Annotated in this window: 15 protein-coding genes; 6 read left to right on the top strand and 9 right to left on the bottom strand. The window is 70.5% G+C overall.

All coding sequences use genetic code 11. The annotated features are described in order from the left end of the window. Window positions 1–50 precede the first annotated feature (50 nt). Entirely contained in the window at window positions 51–1,319 is a 1,269-nt protein-coding gene (locus ACGFIW_RS04885) for an Nramp family divalent metal transporter (RefSeq protein ID WP_393310967.1), read from the bottom strand. 194 nt (window positions 1,320–1,513) lie between these two features. Between ACGFIW_RS04885 and ACGFIW_RS04880 the strand changes: the two genes are divergently transcribed. From ACGFIW_RS04880 to ACGFIW_RS04865, 4 genes are all read left to right on the top strand, one after another. After that, on the top strand, window positions 1,514–1,921 hold the full coding sequence (locus ACGFIW_RS04880) for a GntR family transcriptional regulator (RefSeq protein WP_393249088.1): 408 nt from the start codon (window positions 1,514–1,516) through the stop codon (window positions 1,919–1,921). An 89-nt stretch (window positions 1,922–2,010) separates the two neighbouring features. Next, window positions 2,011–2,901: an ABC transporter ATP-binding protein gene (locus ACGFIW_RS04875; RefSeq protein WP_393310966.1), complete on the top strand. Its 891-nt coding sequence runs from the start codon at window positions 2,011–2,013 to the stop codon at window positions 2,899–2,901. Next, window positions 2,898–3,887: an ABC transporter permease gene (locus ACGFIW_RS04870; RefSeq protein WP_393310965.1), complete on the top strand. Its 990-nt coding sequence runs from the start codon at window positions 2,898–2,900 to the stop codon at window positions 3,885–3,887. Before ACGFIW_RS04875 ends, ACGFIW_RS04870 begins: the two co-directional genes overlap by 4 nt. Before the next feature lie 189 nt (window positions 3,888–4,076). After that, window positions 4,077–5,687, top strand: a complete 1,611-nt coding sequence (locus ACGFIW_RS04865) for a hypothetical protein (RefSeq protein ID WP_393310964.1) — start codon at window positions 4,077–4,079, stop codon at window positions 5,685–5,687. A 126-nt stretch (window positions 5,688–5,813) separates the two neighbouring features. On the opposite strand, the gene ACGFIW_RS04860 is transcribed toward ACGFIW_RS04865, so the two are convergent. The 6 genes from ACGFIW_RS04860 to ACGFIW_RS04835 all read right to left on the bottom strand — a co-directional run bounded on the left by ACGFIW_RS04860 (window position 5,814) and on the right by ACGFIW_RS04835 (window position 13,665). Next, a complete protein-coding gene (locus tag ACGFIW_RS04860; protein ID WP_393310963.1) occupies window positions 5,814–6,464 on the bottom strand; it encodes a TMEM175 family protein in 651 nt (216 codons plus the stop codon). Window positions 6,465–6,609: 145 nt separating this feature from the next. Further along, complete coding sequence (locus ACGFIW_RS04855) at window positions 6,610–7,863, bottom strand: ROK family protein (protein ID WP_393310962.1); 1,254 nt, start codon at window positions 7,861–7,863, stop codon at window positions 6,610–6,612. 112 nt (window positions 7,864–7,975) lie between these two features. Further along, the gene (locus tag ACGFIW_RS04850; protein ID WP_393310961.1) at window positions 7,976–9,076 is read right to left on the bottom strand and encodes a substrate-binding domain-containing protein; all 1,101 of its coding nucleotides are present in this window, start codon (window positions 9,074–9,076) and stop codon (window positions 7,976–7,978) included. 52 nt (window positions 9,077–9,128) lie between these two features. Beyond that, the gene (gene mmsB, locus ACGFIW_RS04845) at window positions 9,129–10,418 is read right to left on the bottom strand and encodes a multiple monosaccharide ABC transporter permease (RefSeq protein ID WP_393310960.1); all 1,290 of its coding nucleotides are present in this window, start codon (window positions 10,416–10,418) and stop codon (window positions 9,129–9,131) included. Then, complete coding sequence (gene mmsA / locus ACGFIW_RS04840; RefSeq protein WP_393310959.1) at window positions 10,415–11,962, bottom strand: multiple monosaccharide ABC transporter ATP-binding protein; 1,548 nt, start codon at window positions 11,960–11,962, stop codon at window positions 10,415–10,417. Before mmsA ends, mmsB begins: the two co-directional genes overlap by 4 nt. Before the next feature lie 524 nt (window positions 11,963–12,486). Continuing rightward, window positions 12,487–13,665 carry an alcohol dehydrogenase catalytic domain-containing protein gene (locus ACGFIW_RS04835; RefSeq protein ID WP_393310958.1) on the bottom strand — a complete coding sequence of 393 codons (1,179 nt, stop codon included), beginning with the start codon at window positions 13,663–13,665 and terminating at the stop codon, window positions 12,487–12,489. A 113-nt stretch (window positions 13,666–13,778) separates the two neighbouring features. Here ACGFIW_RS04835 and ACGFIW_RS04830 point away from each other — a divergent pair, with 113 nt between their 5' ends. Both ACGFIW_RS04830 and ACGFIW_RS04825 read left to right on the top strand, forming a co-directional pair. After that, window positions 13,779–14,363: a WHG domain-containing protein gene (locus ACGFIW_RS04830; protein WP_393310957.1), complete on the top strand. Its 585-nt coding sequence runs from the start codon at window positions 13,779–13,781 to the stop codon at window positions 14,361–14,363. Further along, on the top strand, window positions 14,360–15,193 hold the full coding sequence (locus ACGFIW_RS04825; protein WP_393310956.1) for an alpha/beta fold hydrolase: 834 nt from the start codon (window positions 14,360–14,362) through the stop codon (window positions 15,191–15,193). The genes ACGFIW_RS04830 and ACGFIW_RS04825 overlap by 4 nt, the downstream gene beginning before the upstream one ends. 181 nt (window positions 15,194–15,374) lie before the next feature. Here ACGFIW_RS04825 and ACGFIW_RS04820 read toward each other — a convergent pair whose 3' ends face one another. Next, the gene (locus ACGFIW_RS04820; protein WP_393310955.1) at window positions 15,375–15,605 is read right to left on the bottom strand and encodes a 4-oxalocrotonate tautomerase family protein; all 231 of its coding nucleotides are present in this window, start codon (window positions 15,603–15,605) and stop codon (window positions 15,375–15,377) included. A gap of 30 nt (window positions 15,606–15,635) precedes the next feature. After that, entirely contained in the window at window positions 15,636–16,352 is a 717-nt protein-coding gene (locus ACGFIW_RS04815; protein WP_393310954.1) for an SDR family NAD(P)-dependent oxidoreductase, read from the bottom strand. Window positions 16,353–16,389 lie beyond the last annotated feature (37 nt).

The following is a 16,389-nucleotide window of genomic DNA, read 5'->3' as shown; positions in this document are numbered from 1 at the left end:
GCGGCTCAACTGGCTCAGGCGGCTCAACTGGCTCAGCCGGCTCAACTGGCTCAGCCGGCGGTGACCTGCCAGAGCAGGAAGGCGTTGAGGGCTACCACAAGCACGGCCACCAGGGACGCGGCGGCGGTGGTGAGCGGGTGGTTGACCAGGTTGCCCATCAGGTCGCGCCGCCGGGTGAAGGCGACCACCGGGATCAGCGCGAACGGGATGCCGAAACTGAGGATGACCTGGGAGAGCACGAGCGCCCGGGTCGGGTCGAGGCCGATGGCGAGCACGGCCAGGGCGGGCAGCAGGGTGACCAGCCGGCGCAGCAGCAGCGGAATCCGTCGCCGCAGGAAGCCCTGCATGATCACCTCACCGGCGTAGGTGCCGACGCTCGTCGAGGCCAGCCCGGACACCAGCAGCGCCACCGCGAACCCGAACGCCGCAGCGGTGCCGATGCTCTGGCCGAGCCCGGCGTGCACCCCCTCCAGGCTGTCCGCGCCGCCCGGGCCGCCACCACGGAAGCTGGCCGCCGCGATCAGCAGCATGGCGAGGTTGACCGCACCGGCCGCGCTCAGGGCGAGCAGTACGTCGGTGCGCTGGCCCCGGAACAGGATCCGGCGCTCGGTGTCGTCGGTGGCCGGGATGCGGTCGCGGGTCAGCGCGGAGTGCACGTAGATGACGTGCGGCATGACTGTCGCGCCGAGGATGCCGGCGGCCAGCAGCACGCTGTCGGTGCCCTGGAGCCGAGGCACCAGGGCGGCCACGGCGGCGCCGGGGTCGGAGCCGGAGGCGAGCAGGGTGGCGGCGAAGGCCAGCACGATCACCCCGAGCAGGACGGCGATGGCGATCTCGAAGGCGCGGAACCCCCGTGCGCGCAGCGCGAGCACGGCGAACGCCGCCGTGCCGATGAGGAGCCCGCCGGGCAGCAGCGGGATGCCGAAGAGCAGGTACAGGGCGACCGCGCCACCGATCACCTCGGCCAGGTCGGTGGCCATGGCGACCAACTCCGCCTGCACCCACATCAGCCGGTTGAGCGGCCGGGGCAGCCGCTCCCGGCACAGCTCGGGCAGGCTGCGCCCGGTGGCCAGACCCAGTTTGGCGGTGAGGGTCTGCACCAGCATCGCCATCAGGTTGGCCACCACCACGACCCAGACCAGCAGGTAGCCGTATCGGGCACCGGCGGCGGAGTTGGTGGCGAAGTTGCCGGGGTCGACGTAGGCGACGGCGGCGACGAATGCCGGGCCGAGCAGGATCAGCCGCCCGCGTACCCGGCCCCGGGCGCGAGCCGCCTGTAGTGGAGTCGCGCTCGACGTCGCCAGGTCGCTCGTGACCATCGAACACCTTCCCGTCGCGCGAACTGGTCGCCGGTCCCTACCCGGTGAGCTGGCCCGTTGGTGCCAACCCCTGGCCAGCCGGTGCCACCGGGCCCGACGCGCCGGGCGCACGAGCGAACTTGACAGCGGCGGGAGCACCGATGAAGCTGTCTATTAGTCCTACTGTCGTAGGACAACAGGAAGGATCATCGCGAGTGATCGAGTTCGTGTTGGACAGCCGGTCGAAGGTGAACACCTACATGCAGCTCGTGCAGCAGGTGAAGCAGGCGCTACGCGTCGGTCTGCTGACGCCGGGCGACCAGTTGCCGAAGGTCCGGGACGTCGCGCAGTCACTGGCGATCAACCCGAACACGGTGCTGAAGGCGTACCGGGAGTTGGAGATCGAGGGTCTGGTCGGTGGCCGACCCGGGGTGGGCACCTTCGTGCAGCGCACCCTGGCCGGCGCGTCCCTGCCCAACCAGGCCGAGCTACGCGAGGACCTGGTCGCCTGGTTGCAGCGCGCGCAGGCCGCGGGCCTCTCGGCCGAGGACGTCATCGCCCTGGTGGAGACCACGCTGCGCGCCACCCTGGCCGACGACGCCCCCCAGAAGGAGCCCGCCTGAACGTGTGCGGCGAGCGAACCACCAGGCACCGAAGCACGCGCCGCGCCGCCACGAGGCGACGGGCGCAGGCGGATCGAGAGGACAGAGAAATGGACATGATCTTGGAAGCCGACCGGCTGGGCAAGCGGTACGGCAGCACCTGGGCGCTGCGGGACTGCTCACTGCACCTGCCGGCCGGCCGGATCGCCGCACTGGTCGGGCCGAACGGCGCGGGCAAGAGCACACTCCTGCACCTGGCCGTCGGGCTGCTCAAGCCCGACGCGGGCGAGGTGCGGGTGTTCGGCAGATCCCCCTACGGCGACACGGAGGGCCTTGCCGACATCGGGTTCGTCGCCCAGGACACCCCGCTGTACCGGGACTTCACCGCGGCCGAGCTGGTCACCGCCGGCGGCAAGCTGAACAGGCGGTGGGACGCGATGCTGGCCCGCCAGCGACTGGCCCAGCTCGGCATCCCCCCGGACCGACCGGTCGGCAGGCTCTCCGGCGGCCAACGGGCCCAGGTCGCGCTCGCCCTCGCGTTGGCCAAGCAGCCCCGGCTGCTGCTGCTCGACGAACCGGTGGCCAGCCTCGACCCCCTCGCCCGACGGGAGTTCCTCCAGTCGCTGATGGGCAGCGTCGCGGAGTCCGGCACCACAGTCCTGCTGTCCTCGCACCTGCTTGCCGACCTGGAACGCGTCTGCGACTACCTGATCGTGCTCAACTCCGCCCAGGTGCAGCTCACCGGCACGGTCGACGACCTGGTCACCGAGCACCGCCAACTGGTCGGCCCCCGCCACGACGGCGGCGTCATCGGGGGCGTCGCCGCCGTGGTCCGGGCCAGCCACACCGACCGGCAGTCCACGCTGCTGGTCCGCACCGACGGCCCGGTCACCGACCCGGCCTGGACGGTCCGCGAGGTCAGCCTGGAGGACGTCGTGCTGGCCTACCTGGCCGACGGCACCACGCAGACCCGGCACAGCGAGTGGGGAGTGGCAGCATGATCTGGTTGACCTGGCGGCAACACCGCAAGCAGGCGTTCTACACCCTGCTGGGGCTCGCGGCGCTCGCCGCCCTGCTGGTGCCCATCGGCCTGGCGATGCGCAACACCTACGCCGACCTCGGGCTGACGGACTGCGCCAGCCAACTCGCCCGCGCCGACGTGGCCCAGGCGACGAGGGAGACCTGCGATGCGGGCTTCCGGCGCTTCGGCGACAGGTACGCCAACCTCAGCCTGGTGGCCGTACTGCTGATCACCCTTCCGGCGCTTGTCGGCCTCTTCTGGGGCGCCCCGCTTGTCGCCCGCGAGGTGGAGCACGGCACGCACCGGTTCGTCTGGACCCAGGGCGTCGGCCGGACCCGCTGGGCCCTGGTGAAGTTCGGGTCGGTGGGCGCGGTCGCCCTGGCCCTCGCGACGGTCTACGGGCTGGGCATGTCCTGGTGGGTCGCCCCGCTCACCACCGCCGCGCACGAGGGCCGGTTCGGCATGATCATCTTCGATCTACAGGGCATCGTCCCGATCGGGTACACCCTGTTCGCCGTGGCGCTCGGCGTCTTCGCCGGCACCGTCTGGAAGCGGATGCTGCCCGCCATGGGCATCACCCTCGCCGGCTTCATCGGCGTCCGGGCGGCGGTGGAGCTGCTGGCCCGACGGCACTACCAGCCGGCCCTTACCCAGACCTTCTCGATCGAGGGCGAAGGACCACCGGAAATCAGCCGGGGGGACTGGATCCTCGCCCAGGGCATCCGGAACCCGGACGGCACGATGATCTCGGAGGGCGGCCGGATCCAGTGCCCGCCGGGCGGCAAGGGGCCGGACGGTCGGGTCTGCGGTGCGGAGCTGGGGCTTGAGCCGGGCGCGTACAACTGGCAGCTCTACCAGCCGGCGGACCGGTTCTGGCTGTTCCAGGGGATCGAGACGGGCATCTTCGTCGCCCTCGCCCTGCTCCTGCTCTATCTCGCCATCCGCCGGGTGCGTCGGATCGCGTAGCCGCTCGACGGGGTGATCGCCGGGGCCACGGGGCTCGGCGATCACCCGTCCGGGCGGGCCGCCGACGGTCCGCCGCAGTCGGATTCCGGCCCGTCGCCTACGCGACTCAACGCGCCGCTCCACTCACCCTCGGTGCTCCGATGTGGACTCCGGGCCCGGGTTGGCCGGGCCACAGGGATGGGAGCACGCGTGAAGTCCAGAATCCTCCACCGGGTCGCCGCGTCGGCCGTGGCGCTCGGCTGCGCCGTGCTGGGCGCGGTGGTGTTGCCGCCCTCCCCGGCGACGGCGAGCCCGATCCGCAACGCCACCGCCTGGTCGGTGCTGCTGTGCAAGTTCAGTGACAGGCCGGCGGAGCCACAACCACCGTCGCACTTCGCCAACTTCCTCACCGCGGCCGGGGTTGGCACCGGCGGCGTGGCCGACTACCTCGCCGACCAGTCCGGCGGGCGGGTGTCGCTGGCCGGTTCGGTGGTGCGGGGTTGGTATTCGATGCCGTACACGTTGGCGCAGTTCCAGTCGATCGACAGGTGGACCCGGATCCAGCGCTGCGTGGACACCGCGGCGACCGCCGGCTACGCGGTGCCCGCCGGCAACCGGATCGCGGTCATGCTCAACGACGGGGTGGATTCCGGCGCGGCCGGCGGCCGGGTGCTGCTCGACCCGGGTGCCTGGAACGTCGGCTTCGCCGCGCACGAGATGCTGCACGGCTACAACCTGGGCCACTCGTTCTCCAACGACACGACGTACCAGAACGCGCCCTGGTCCCAACCGGGCGAGTACGACGACCCTTGGGACGAGATGAGCGCGATGAACATCTACGCGTTCACCACCGCGAACTACGGCACGAGCGCGGTCGGGCTCAACGGGCCGCACCGCGACGAGTTGGGCTGGCTGCCGAAGAACCGGATCCTCACCATGGCCGCCGACGGGGTCGGTTCGCGCACCGTCACGCTGGCCCCGCTGGAGGTGCCCGCCGCGAGCGGCACGCAGCTGATCCGGATCCCCTTCGACCCGGCCGACCTGTTCCGCTACTACACCGTCGAGTTCCGCCGCAAGACCGGCTGGAGCGCCGGCATCCCCGCCGACACCGTGCTGCTGCACGAGGTCCGCAACGGCACTCCCACCCTGCTGCGCACCGGGCCCGGCGGCGGCCCGGCCCAGTCGCTCAACGCCAACGGTGTGCAGATCGGCGTGAACTGGCTCTCCGGCAACGCCGCCTCGGTGACCGTGACCACCGACGTGGTCAACCGCTGCGTGCAGGGGTACGTCTGGCGTGAGGCCCGTGCCGGCGACCTCGTCTGTGTCACGGGTGCCACCCGCAGTCAGGTGTGGGCGGACAACGCCGCCGCCGCGAGCCGCTGGGTGAACGGCCCGTACGGCCCGCACACCTGCGTCGCCGGGTACGTGTGGCGTGAGGCGTACGCCGGGGACGACGTGTGCGTCACCGGGGCGCAACGCAGCCAGGCCGCCGCGGACAACGCCGCCGCCCCGTCCCGGCGTAATCCGGCCCGCCTGGTGTTCGGCCCGAACACCTGCGTCAGCGGGTACGTCTGGCGCGACGCCGACCAGTCCGACTACGTCTGCGTCAGCGGCACGACCCGCTCCCAGGTGCTGGCGGACAACGCGGTCGCCACGAGCCGCTGGGTCAGCGGCCCGTACGGCCCGCACACCTGCGTCGCCGGGTACGTGTGGCGCGAGGCGTTCCTCGGCGACGACGTCTGCGTCACCGGGACACAGCGCAGCCAGGCCGCCGCCGACAACGCCGCCGGCCCCGGCCGGGTGCTACGGCCGGCAGGCTGACGGACCCGCGCCCCCGGTGGTGCGGTCCACCGGGGGCGCGGTCGTCGAGCGGGTCAGCCGGCGGGTCGCCGGTAGCGGGCGACCGAGAGCGGCGGGAAGATACGCAGGCCGTCCGCCACTGTCGCGTCACCTCATGTCGACCCGGCTGGACCCGGAACTGATCGCCCGGATCGGCAACCAGAGCAGCGGGACCAGCGCCACGAAGAAGACCAGGCCGAGTGGGGGCAGGATCGCGCCCACGAGCACCCCGACGGCGTTCAGCGTGGGCGCCAGCAGGAACCGCCGGGTGGAGGTCCGCACCTGCTTCGGGCTCAGGTCGGGCTGGATCCGGCGGCGGCCACGCCTCACGTACCACCAGATCGAGTTGAACAGCAGCGAGCCGACGCCGAACGACAGTCCGTAGAACACCACGGCCGCGCGCTCACCCTGGCCGTCCCGGAAGGCCGCCGCCAGCACGGAGGTGGTGAACGGCAGGAAGGCCACGCTCATCAGGAACATCGTGTTGAGAAAGAGCAGTACTCGATCGTGTACGACGATCCGGCTGTACATGAGGTGGTGGTCCGCCCAGATCTCGCCGATGAGCAGGAAGCTGACGCCGTACGCGACAAGTGAGGGCCACAGCTCGACGAGGCCACGGGCCAGGTGGGCGGTGTCGGTCGGTGGGCGGAGTTCCAGCACCAGCAGGGTGATCGAGATCGCGAACACCGCGTCGCTGAGGGCGATGAGCCGTGTCGACGGCGGTCCGGCGCCGCCCGCCGACTCGGCGGACCCGGTCACGGCCGGTCACGGGTACCCGGTGGCGAGAGGTCGGCACGCCGCCGCCAGGCACCTGTTGTCACGAAGAAAACGTAGGACAGTGGTGAGCGGCGCGGCCGGCGTTACGGCACACACCACCTGTTCGGCGCCCGGCGGGCCGTAGCGGCTACCCGGCGGCCGGATGGCCGGCGACGCCGACGTTGAGCGGGTCGACGAGGAGTTTGTCGAAGGCCAGCTCGGCGGCGCCGATCAGGACGGCGTCGCGGCCGAGGGCCGCCGCGCGCAGCCGCAGGTGCTCGCGGGAGGCCGGCAGCGGCATGGTGGCCAACCGCTCGCGGACCACGTCGGCCCCGGCGGTGAAGATGTCGCGGAGGGACCCGCCGAACACCACGGCGTCCGGGTTGACGACGTTTACCAGGTTGGCCACGCCGAAGCCGAGCCACCCGGCGACCTGCTCGACGGCGGCGCGGGCGGTGCGGTCGCCGTCCGCCGCCGCGCGCAGCACCTCGGCCACCGCCGCGCGGTCGCTCGGATCGCGGCCCGCGTGCCGCAACAACGCCGCTTCGGAGATCTCGGTCTCCCAGCAGCCACGTGAGCCGCAGCCGCAGGGCAGGCCGTTCGGGTTGACGACCATGTGGCCGACCTTGCCGCTGTGCCCGCGGTGACCGATCACCAGCCGGCCGGCGACGATGATGCCGGCGCTGATGCCGAGGTCGCCGTGCAGGTAGATGACGTCGTCGGTGCCCACCGCCACGCCCCGGACGTGCTCGGCCAGGCCGGCGATGTCGGCCAGGTCACCGGCCACGAAACCGGGGCCGCCGCGGAACTCCGCCTCCAGTGCGAGCCCGAGCGTCTCGTCGAGGCTGGCGATCCGGATCCGGCCGTCCGGGTCCCGGGTGGTGTCGGTGACCGCCGCGGCACCGCCGACGAGCAGCGCGTCGGTGGCTACCGACCGTTCCATGTCCCGGACCAGGTCGGCGAGGGGTCCGACGGCGTCGACAGCCGACAGGCCGCTGGGGCGCGGGATCTCCCGCCGGTCGAGGATCTGCCCACCGAGGCCGACCCGGGCGGCACGTAGCCGGTCCGCGTCGATGCTCAACGCGTGGGCGTAGACCCGGTCGGAGCGGGGACTGACCACCAGTGACGGGCGACCGGCGCGGCGGGCGGTGGTCGGTGCCTCCTCGCTGACCAGGCCGCTGGCGACCAGGTCGGCCGCGAGGGCGCCGATGGTGCTGCGGTTGAGGCCGAGCCGGCTGGTCAACTCGGCGCGGGACGTCGGCCCGTGCAGGTGGACGTAGCGCAGCACGGCGCCGAGGTTCTGCCGCCGGATCTCCTCCTGGCTGGCGCCGGGGACCAGCGGCAGCGGGGATTCGGTGGTGCGGCCGACGCCGGCTGGCCTGGCCCGGACGGGTGTCGCCACGGTCAGACCTCCTTCCGGGTCGAAGCCGGTTGGCGCGGGGGCGCGAGGACGACGATGGGTCCCGGTAGAGGAGACCCGGGACCCATCGGCGGTGCTGCCTACCGTGCGGTGACTACTTGGTGAGCGGCGCGAGCTTCGGGTCGCTGGCGTACGCCTCGGCCGCGTTCGCCTTGGTGACGGCGACCGGCGGAAGCAGGTACGTGTCGACGACCTTGCTGCCGTTGTTGTAGGACTTGGTGTCGTTCACCTGCGGCTTGTCACCGGCCTGGAGAGCCTTGACCATGTTGATGGTCTCCTTCACCAGGTTGCGGGTGTCCTTGTTGATCGTCATGTACTGCTCGCCCTTGACGATCGACTTGACCGACTCGACCTCGGAGTCCTGCCCGGTGACGATCGGGGTCGGCTTGCCGGCACCCTTGACCGAGGTCAGGATGGCGCGGGCCAGCGTGTCGTTCGGGGAGAGGACGCCGTCGAGCGGCTTGGTGCCGTAGGTCGAGGTCAGCAGCTGGTCCATGCGGGCCTGCGCACCCTCGGCCTTCCAGCCCTGGATGGCGGTCTGCTTGACGTCCTTCTGACCGGAGGCGACGACAACGTTGCCCTTGTCGATCTCCGGCTTGAGCACGCTCATCGCGCCGTCGAAGAAGACACCGGCGTTGTTGTCGTCCGGCGAGCCGGAGAACAGCTCGATGTTGTACGGGCCGTTCGGCTTCTTGGCCTTCATGCCGTCCAGCAGGGCCTGGCCCTGGAGCTGGCCGACCTTGAAGTTGTCGAACGCGACGTAGTAGTCGAGGTCCGGGGTGTTCTTGATCAGGCGGTCGTACGCGATGACCTTCACGCCGGCCTGGTGCGCCGCGGCGACCTGGGTCGACAGCTGCGCGGCGTCGGTCGCGCCGATGACGATGACCTTGGCGCCCTTGGTCACCATGGCGGTGATCTGGGCCTGCTGGTCGGCGACAGTGGTCGACGCGCCGGCGTACTGCACGTCACCCTGGAAGCCGGCCTCCTTGAGACCGTTGGTGAACAGGTCACCGGCGAGAACCCAGTTCTCGGAGGTCTTGGCCGGCAGGGCGACACCGATCAGGGAGTTCGCCGCGAAGCCCTTGGCCTCGCCGCTGGAGCCGGAGTCGCCGTCGCGGCCGGAGCCGCAGCCAGCGAGGGCCAGCATGGCGGCGGCGCTGATGGCGACCACCGACGTGCCGAAGAATTTACGCATGGTGAGGACTTGCCTTTCTGGATGTGTAACAGGGTGGTGAGGTCGGTGACCGTCAGCCGGACACCGCTGCCTTGGCGGGCTCGCGCTCCGCGTCCGGCGGTGAGGCGGAGTCGTCGCGGCGGAACGGCCGCATCAGGCTCCCGATGATGGAGAAGCGCCCCTGGCTCTTGTTGTAGACGTCGACCGCGACGGCCAGCAGCAGGACCAGACCCTTGATGATCTGGACCTTGTCGGTGCCCACACCTTCGAGCTGGAGACCGTTGTTGAGCACGGCCATGACGAGACCACCGACGATCGACCCGCTGATGGTGCCGATACCGCCGGCGACGGCAGCGCCACCGATGAAGACCGCGGCGATGGCGTCCAGTTCCCAGCCGTTGCCGTCCTGCGGGCCGGAGGCCGCCGAACGGGCCACGAAGATCATGCCGGCCAGCGCGGCCAGGACGGACATGTTCATCATGACGAAGAAGTTGACCCGCTTGAGCTTCACGCCGGACAGTTCGGCCGCCCGGGAGTTGCCGCCCACCGCGTAGATGTGCCGGCCACCGGCCGTGTTGCGGGTGTAGAAGGAGTACGCGATGACGAGCAGCAGCAGGATGATGCCGGAGATCGGGAAGCTGGTGCCGACGCGACCGCTGGCGAAGCGCAACGAGGCGAAGGCGATGACCCCGACCATGATGGCCATTCGCAGGATCGACACCCACATCGGCGCCGGGTCGGCGTCCATCGCCCGACGGGTGTTGCGGGCCCGGATCTCGCGCCACACCACGGCCACCGCCGCAGCCAGGCCGAGCAGCAGCGTCGCGTTGTTGTAGCCGAAGTCCGGCCCGAACTCGGGCAGGAACCCGGAGCCGATGTCCCGGAAGCCCTCCGGCACCGGAATGCTCTGCGCGTTGCCGATGAACTGGTTGCCGCCGCGGAAGAGCAGCATGCCGGCCAGGGTGACGATGAACGCCGGCACCCCGATGTAGGCCACCCAGAACCCCTGCCAGGCGCCGATCACCGCGCCGATGGCGAGACCGAACACGATGGCGGCGGGCCACGGCAGGTCCCACTCGGTCATCGACTTGGCGACCAGGATGCCGGTGAAGGCCGCGACCGAGCCGACCGACAGGTCGATGTGCCCGGCGACGATCACCATGAGCATGCCGATGGCCAGGATCAGGATGTACGAGTTCTGCTGGAACAGCGCGATCAGATTGTCCGAGCGCAGCGTCAGCCCGTTGGTCCAGATCTGGAAGATCAGGACGATCGCCACCAGGGTGAAGATCATCCCGAACTGGCGCGCATTGGAGGTCGTACCTCCAAACAGATTCTTCTGAAGGTCCTTGATACGGCTCATCGGGAGGCCAACTTCTTCGTCGAGGTCATCTGCTTCATGAGGTTTTCCGGGGTGGCGTCCGCCCGGGCGATCTCGCCCGTGATGGCGCCCTCGAACACGGTGTAGATGCGGTCGCAGAGCCCGATCAGCTCAGGGAGCTCCGAGGAGATGACGATGACGCCCTTCCCCTGGTCGGCGAGCCGCTGGATGATGCCGTAGATCTCGTACTTGGCGCCCACGTCGATGCCGCGGGTCGGCTCGTCGAGGATCAGCAGGTCCGGGTCGGTGAACATCCACTTCGCCAGGACGACCTTCTGCTGGTTGCCGCCGGAGAGCTTGGAGACGCTCTCGTCGACAGTCGGGGCCTTGGTCCGCAACTCCTTGCGGTACGCCTCGGCCGCCTGGTATTCCTCGACCTCGTCCAGGACGCCGTGGTGCGAGATCTTGGACAGCTTGGCGGCCACCGTCGACGTCTTGATGTCGTCGAGCAGGTTGAGGCCGATCGCCTTGCGGTCCTCGCTGACGTACGCGAGCCCGTTGTCGATCGCGTCCGCGACCGACTTCAGGACGATCTCCTTGCCGTCCTTGATGATCGTGCCCGACTCGTACACCCCGTAGGAGCGGCCGAAGATGCTCATCGCGAGTTCCGTGCGGCCCGCGCCCATGAGACCGGCGAAGCCGACGATCTCGCCGCGGCGCACCACGAAGCTCTCGTTCTTGCAGACCTGGCGCTCGGCGGAGATCGGGTGCCGAACGTTCCAGTCGCGGACCTCGAAGAAGACGTCACCGATCTTCGGGGTGTGGTCCGGGTACCGGCTGCTCAGCTCGCGGCCGACCATGCCCCGCACGATCCGGTCCTCGTCGACCCCGTCCGCCTTGACGTCGAGGGTCTCCACGGTCCGGCCGTCGCGCAGGATGGTGATCTGGTCGGCGATCGCCTCGATCTCGTTCAGCTTGTGCGAGATCATGATCGAGGTGATGCCACGGGAGCGGAACCCGCGCAGCAGGTCCAGCAGGTGCCGCGAGTCCGCCTCGTTCAGGGCGGCCGTCGGCTCGTCCAGGATGAGCAGCTTCACGTCCTTGGCGAACGCCTTGGCGATCTCCACGAGCTGCTGCTTGCCGACCCCGATGTCCTTGATCAGGGTGTCCGGGTCCTCCTGGAGGCCGACCCGGGCCATCAGGTCCAGTGCCATCCGGTTCGCGGCCTTCCAGTCGATCGCGCCCCGCTTGCGCGGTTCGTTGCCGAGGAAGATGTTCTCGGCGATCGACATGCCCGGGATGAGCGCCAGCTCCTGGTGGATGATCACAATGCCGGCGTTCTCGCTGGCCCGGATGTCGGAGAACTTGCTCTCCGACCCCTGGTAGACGATCTGGCCGTCATAGCTGCCATACGGGTAGACCCCGCTGAGAACCTTCATCAGCGTGGACTTGCCCGCACCGTTCTCGCCGCAGATGGCATGGATCTCGCCGGCGCGAACCACCAGGTTGACGTCGGAGAGGGCCTTGACTCCGGGGAACTCCTTGGTGATGGAGCGCATCTCAAGGAGGATCGGCACGCTGCTCATCGCTCGTACCACCTCGCCAACGTCATCGGTTGCCTCCGGAAGGTTGAACCTTCACTTGGTTTTGTTGTTGACGGCAACGTATTGCGGCCGGAGGGCCATCCGCAAGGCGAGGGACTGTTGAAAATGTAACAATCCGGCAATATCGACGTTACCGAGTCTTCGCCTGTCACAGCCACCCCCGCAGCCCCTCCCGGCACCTTCGCCTGCCCATGGCAACGTTGTCAAATGGGCGGCGCCGCCATGATCGGCACCGGACCCCGCGGCAGACCCCGCCACCAGGCACGATCCGCGACGGGCCCACCGGGCGGCGCACGGCAGCGCGCCCGGCGTCATCGAGTGACCTTGATGGGACCGCGACGCCGGTGGCGCCCCCGGGACACCGGGACGACCCTCGGCCGACGGTGTGACCCACGCCTCCATCGGCGGACCGGATCGACGATGATCACCTCGTCAGGCCCGCCACCAGGAGAGAGGTACGCGGCTTAACGACCACTAAGGGCGGATCGGGCCCGGGGACCGCCCCGTCAGCTCGGGTGCAGCACCGCCTTGATCACCCCGTGCTCTCGGCTGTCGAAGCTGCGGTACAGCTCCGGCGCGTCGGCCAGGGTGCCGTGGTGGGTCACGACAACACTGGGCCGGGCACGGCCGGCGACGACCAGGTCGCGCAGCAGCACGGTGTAGCGGCGGTCGTGGGTGCGGCCGAACCGGACGGCGACGCCCTTGGCGAACAACGTCCCCCACGGCGCGACGAGATCCTCGTGGGTGTTCGCGCCGGGCCCCGGATGCAGGTCCTTCTCCGGATACACGCCCGCGACCGCGATCGCACCCGCGGGATTGACCAGCCGGGCGGCGTCGGCGATGACCTGGCCCGGGCGTTCCCGGTCGGGGCGCTCCCGGTCGCGGGCCTGAAACCCCACCGCGTCGATCACCTTGTCGACTCCGCCCAGCTTCTCCTCGCCGAGCGGCAGCCCGACCCGGGCCCGGTCGGCGCGGATCTGCTCGACCGGATCCCCACGGCGGAAGTCGATCGGCACGGCACCGATCTCGCCGGCCTTCTCCAACCGAGCCTCCACACCGTCGACGCAGTAGACGACCCGGGCACCTCGGAGCAGCGCCGAGTAGGCGCCGAGCAGGCCGATGGTGCCGGCACCGAAGACGGCCACCGTGTCACCGGGCTCGACCCCGGCAAGGGTGGCGGCCGCGTGCCACCCCGTGACGAACGCGTCGGCCAGCAGCACGAAGTCGTCCTCGTGCCCGTCCCCCGGCTCACCGGGCACCGGTACGCAGTTGGCGTCGGCCCACGGCACGCGCAGCAGGTCGGCCTGGGCACCCCGGTAGGGGCCCATCCCGGCGTAGCCGTACGCCGCGCCCGGCCCCTCCGCCCGCGCTCGCAGACAGGCCGCCGAGAGCCCCCGGGAACACATCACACACGTCCCACAGAAGAGGTGCGTGGGGATCACCACCCGGGTGCCCGGCCGGACCGTCTGCACCGCCCGGCCCACCTCCTGCACCACGCCCAGCGGTTCGTGGCCGAGCACCAGCCCGGGGTCGGCGCCGGTCCGTCCGTCGTACATGTGCAGGTCGGTGCCGCACAGGGCGGTGGAGGTGATCCGCACGAGCGCGTCGGTCTCCGCCTCCAGCGTCGCGTCGGGCACCTCCCGCACGGCGACGGTCCGGACGTCGGCATACACGACGGCTCGCATCCCGGGTCTCCTCTTCGGCGGCGGAGGAGCAGGTGTTCCCCAGGCCGGGCCGTTCATGCGGCAGTGCTATCTTAGGGGTCCTAAGTTTCTTCTTAGCGAAGCAAAGGTTCGATATGCCACGGCAGGGTCTGACCAGCGCGCGCGTCTCCGCCGCCGCCGCCGAGCTGGCGGACGCGGTCGGCCTGTCCCGGCTGACCGTCGCGGCCGTCGCCCGGCACTTCGGCGTCTCGGACGCCGCGCTGTACGTGCACGTGCGCAGTCGCGACGCGTTGATCGAGCACGTCGCGGTCGGGGCGGCGGCCGCGTTCGCCGACCAGCTCGCGCTCGCCGTGGCCGGGCGGTCGGGCCACCAGGCTCTCGTCGCGTTCGCGGACGCCTGGCGCGCGTTCGCCGTGGCACACCCGGGGCAGTACGCCGCGACGCAGCTCTCGTTACCGCCCGAGGTCGGCACGCGGTCGGCCGGGCACCTGCGCCTGATCGAGCTGAGCTACGCGATGCTGCGCGCCTACGGGCTCGACGAGCCGGCGGTCACCGACGCGGTGCGATTCGTCCGCAGCACCCTGCACGGCTTCGCGAGCCTCGAAGGCACCGAAGGCTTCGGGCACCCCCGCGCCATCGACACGTCGTGGCACTCGATCCTCGACGCGGTCCACACCACCTTGAGCAACTGGCCAACCGAGAAACGGGAGCAGCAGTGAACGATCGTGACCAGTCGGTCGAGTCGGCCGACGGCACCCGCCTGGTGGTGCGACGCCTGGGCGTCGGAGACCCCGTCGTCCTGGTGCACGGCTCGGGTGGCGGGCTGCACTCCTGGGCCACCGTGGCCGAGCGCCTCGCCCCCGACCACGAGGTGTGGCTGCCGGCGCGGCGCGGCTACGGCCCCAGCGACGTCCCGGCCGGCACCAAATCCTTCCGGGACGAGACCGCCGACCTGCTCGCCGTCATCGAGGCGGCCCGCCAACCCTCGGGCCGACCGGTCCATCTCGTCGGCGCGTCCTACGGAGCGACGCTGGCGTTGCACACCGCCCTGGCCGATCCGCGCGACGTCCGCTCCCTGGCCATCTTCGAGCCGCCGCTCTTCGCGGCCGGGGCGGAGATCGCACCCCTGCTGGACCGGTACCGTGCCGCCTTCGAGCGCGACGACGCCGCGGCGATGGCAGCGGCGTTGAACGACGTGACCCGGGTCCCGGCGGAGATCGTCGCCGCGCTCGCCGCCTCGGCGGGCGACCGGACGCCCGACCCGGTCGAGGCACGCCGCTCGGCGACCGGCTGGCTGCACGATCTCGAAGCCCTCGCCGGAGACAGCACGGACATCACCCGGTGGTCCTCGATCACCGTGCCGACCCTTCTGCTGGCCGGCGCGGACACCTGGGAGCCGATGCCCGCGACGATGGACACCCTCGCGCGGACGATTCCGGCGGCCCGCCACGTCGTCTGGGCGGGTCAGTCGCACTTCGTGACCATGACGGCGCCCGCCCTGGTCGCCGACGCCCTGCGACAGTTCTTCGTCGAGGTTTCGGCCGCCTAGCCGGGCCGGGACGGGACGGCGACGGCGGCCAGCCCATGGAACGCACCCGGTCGGGCTCACTGGTGAGGATGACCCCGGGCCTGGTCACGGCCACCGAATCACGAATGATCAGCGCCGCCGACCGGCAGGATCCGCACCACCGGCGCGGATCCTGCCCGTCACCTCGGCGGGCATCCTCGGCCTACTCGGGCACCTGCTGCCGGCGGAACTGTTGGACCGGGAGGCCGCCGCGACCCCAGTTCTCGGTCTCGACCTCGTCGATCACCACGAAGGTCGACGTCAACGGCTTGTTCAGGACGTCGCGCAGTAGCTCGCTCACGCCCTTGATGAGGGCGGCCTTCTCCTCCGCGGTCGCCGCGGACGCGCCCGCGGTGCTGCCCTCGCGGGTGATCTGGATGGTCACGATCGGCATCGTCTACTCCCTTCTCGGTGTCGGGCGCCGTCAGTGACCGGCGTTCTGGCCGCCGTCGACGTGCAGGATCTCGCCGGTGACGAACGGGGCGGACTCGAGGTAGACGACAGCGTCGACGACGTCGCTTGTCTCGCCCATCCGGCCGACCGGGTGCAGACCCGCGAGCGTCTGGTGCGTCTCGACCGGGTGCATCGGGGTCTTGATCACGCCGGGCGCGACGGCGTTGACCCGGACACCGCGGCCCGCGTACTCGATGGCCAGCGACTTGGTCGCCGAGCTGAGACCGCCCTTCGTCAACGATGCGAGCACCGACGGGACGTTCGAGTTGGGCTGGTCGACGAAGCTGGTCGTGATGCTGACGATGTGACCGTTGCCGCTGGCCAGCAGGTGGGGCATGACGCGCTGGGTGAGGTGGAAGAACCCGGCGAGGTTGATCCCGGTGACCTGGTTGAAGTCCTCGTCGGTGTAGTCCGTGAACGGCTTGGCGACGAAGACGCCGGCATTGTTCACCAGGGTGTCGATCCGCCCGAACCGGTCCAGAGCGGCACGCACCACGCGCTCCGCCGTGTCGGCCTCGGCGATGTCACCCCGAACCGTGACGACCTCCGGGTCGTGGGACGTGCCGATCGATCGTGAGGTCGCCACCACGCCGTACCCGAGCTTGCGGTAGGCGTCCACGAGGTCGGCGCCGATGCCCTGGGAGGCGCCGGTGATGACCACGACCCGCTGTTCCTGACTGCTGTTCATGAGGGAACCACTTCCACTAGACGACTGGTCGACTAAA

The sequence above is a fragment of the Micromonospora sp. NPDC048935 genome (assembly GCF_043197875.1).
In the GTDB taxonomy this organism is placed as follows: domain Bacteria; phylum Actinomycetota; class Actinomycetes; order Mycobacteriales; family Micromonosporaceae; genus Micromonospora.
The sequence above is the reverse complement of the archived record's forward strand: the minus strand, read 5'-3'. Positions and strand labels throughout refer to the sequence as shown.

What these genes read in the sequence shown, in the direction of transcription:
- ACGFIW_RS04885 (WP_393310967.1), bottom strand. Translation starts at nt 1,319, where the DNA reads ATGGTCACGAGCGACCTGGCGACGTCGAGCGCGACTCCACTACAGGCG.
- ACGFIW_RS04875 (WP_393310966.1), top strand. Translation starts at nt 2,011, where the DNA reads ATGGACATGATCTTGGAAGCCGACCGGCTGGGCAAGCGGTACGGCAGC.
- ACGFIW_RS04870 (WP_393310965.1), top strand. Translation starts at nt 2,898, where the DNA reads ATGATCTGGTTGACCTGGCGGCAACACCGCAAGCAGGCGTTCTACACC.
- ACGFIW_RS04850 (WP_393310961.1), bottom strand. Translation starts at nt 9,076, where the DNA reads ATGCGTAAATTCTTCGGCACGTCGGTGGTCGCCATCAGCGCCGCCGCC.
- mmsB (WP_393310960.1), bottom strand. Translation starts at nt 10,418, where the DNA reads ATGAGCCGTATCAAGGACCTTCAGAAGAATCTGTTTGGAGGTACGACC.
- mmsA (WP_393310959.1), bottom strand. Translation starts at nt 11,962, where the DNA reads ATGAGCAGCGTGCCGATCCTCCTTGAGATGCGCTCCATCACCAAGGAG.
- ACGFIW_RS04835 (WP_393310958.1), bottom strand. Translation starts at nt 13,665, where the DNA reads ATGCGAGCCGTCGTGTATGCCGACGTCCGGACCGTCGCCGTGCGGGAG.
- ACGFIW_RS04830 (WP_393310957.1), top strand. Translation starts at nt 13,779, where the DNA reads ATGCCACGGCAGGGTCTGACCAGCGCGCGCGTCTCCGCCGCCGCCGCC.
- ACGFIW_RS04820 (WP_393310955.1), bottom strand. Translation starts at nt 15,605, where the DNA reads ATGCCGATCGTGACCATCCAGATCACCCGCGAGGGCAGCACCGCGGGC.
- ACGFIW_RS04815 (WP_393310954.1), bottom strand. Translation starts at nt 16,352, where the DNA reads ATGAACAGCAGTCAGGAACAGCGGGTCGTGGTCATCACCGGCGCCTCC.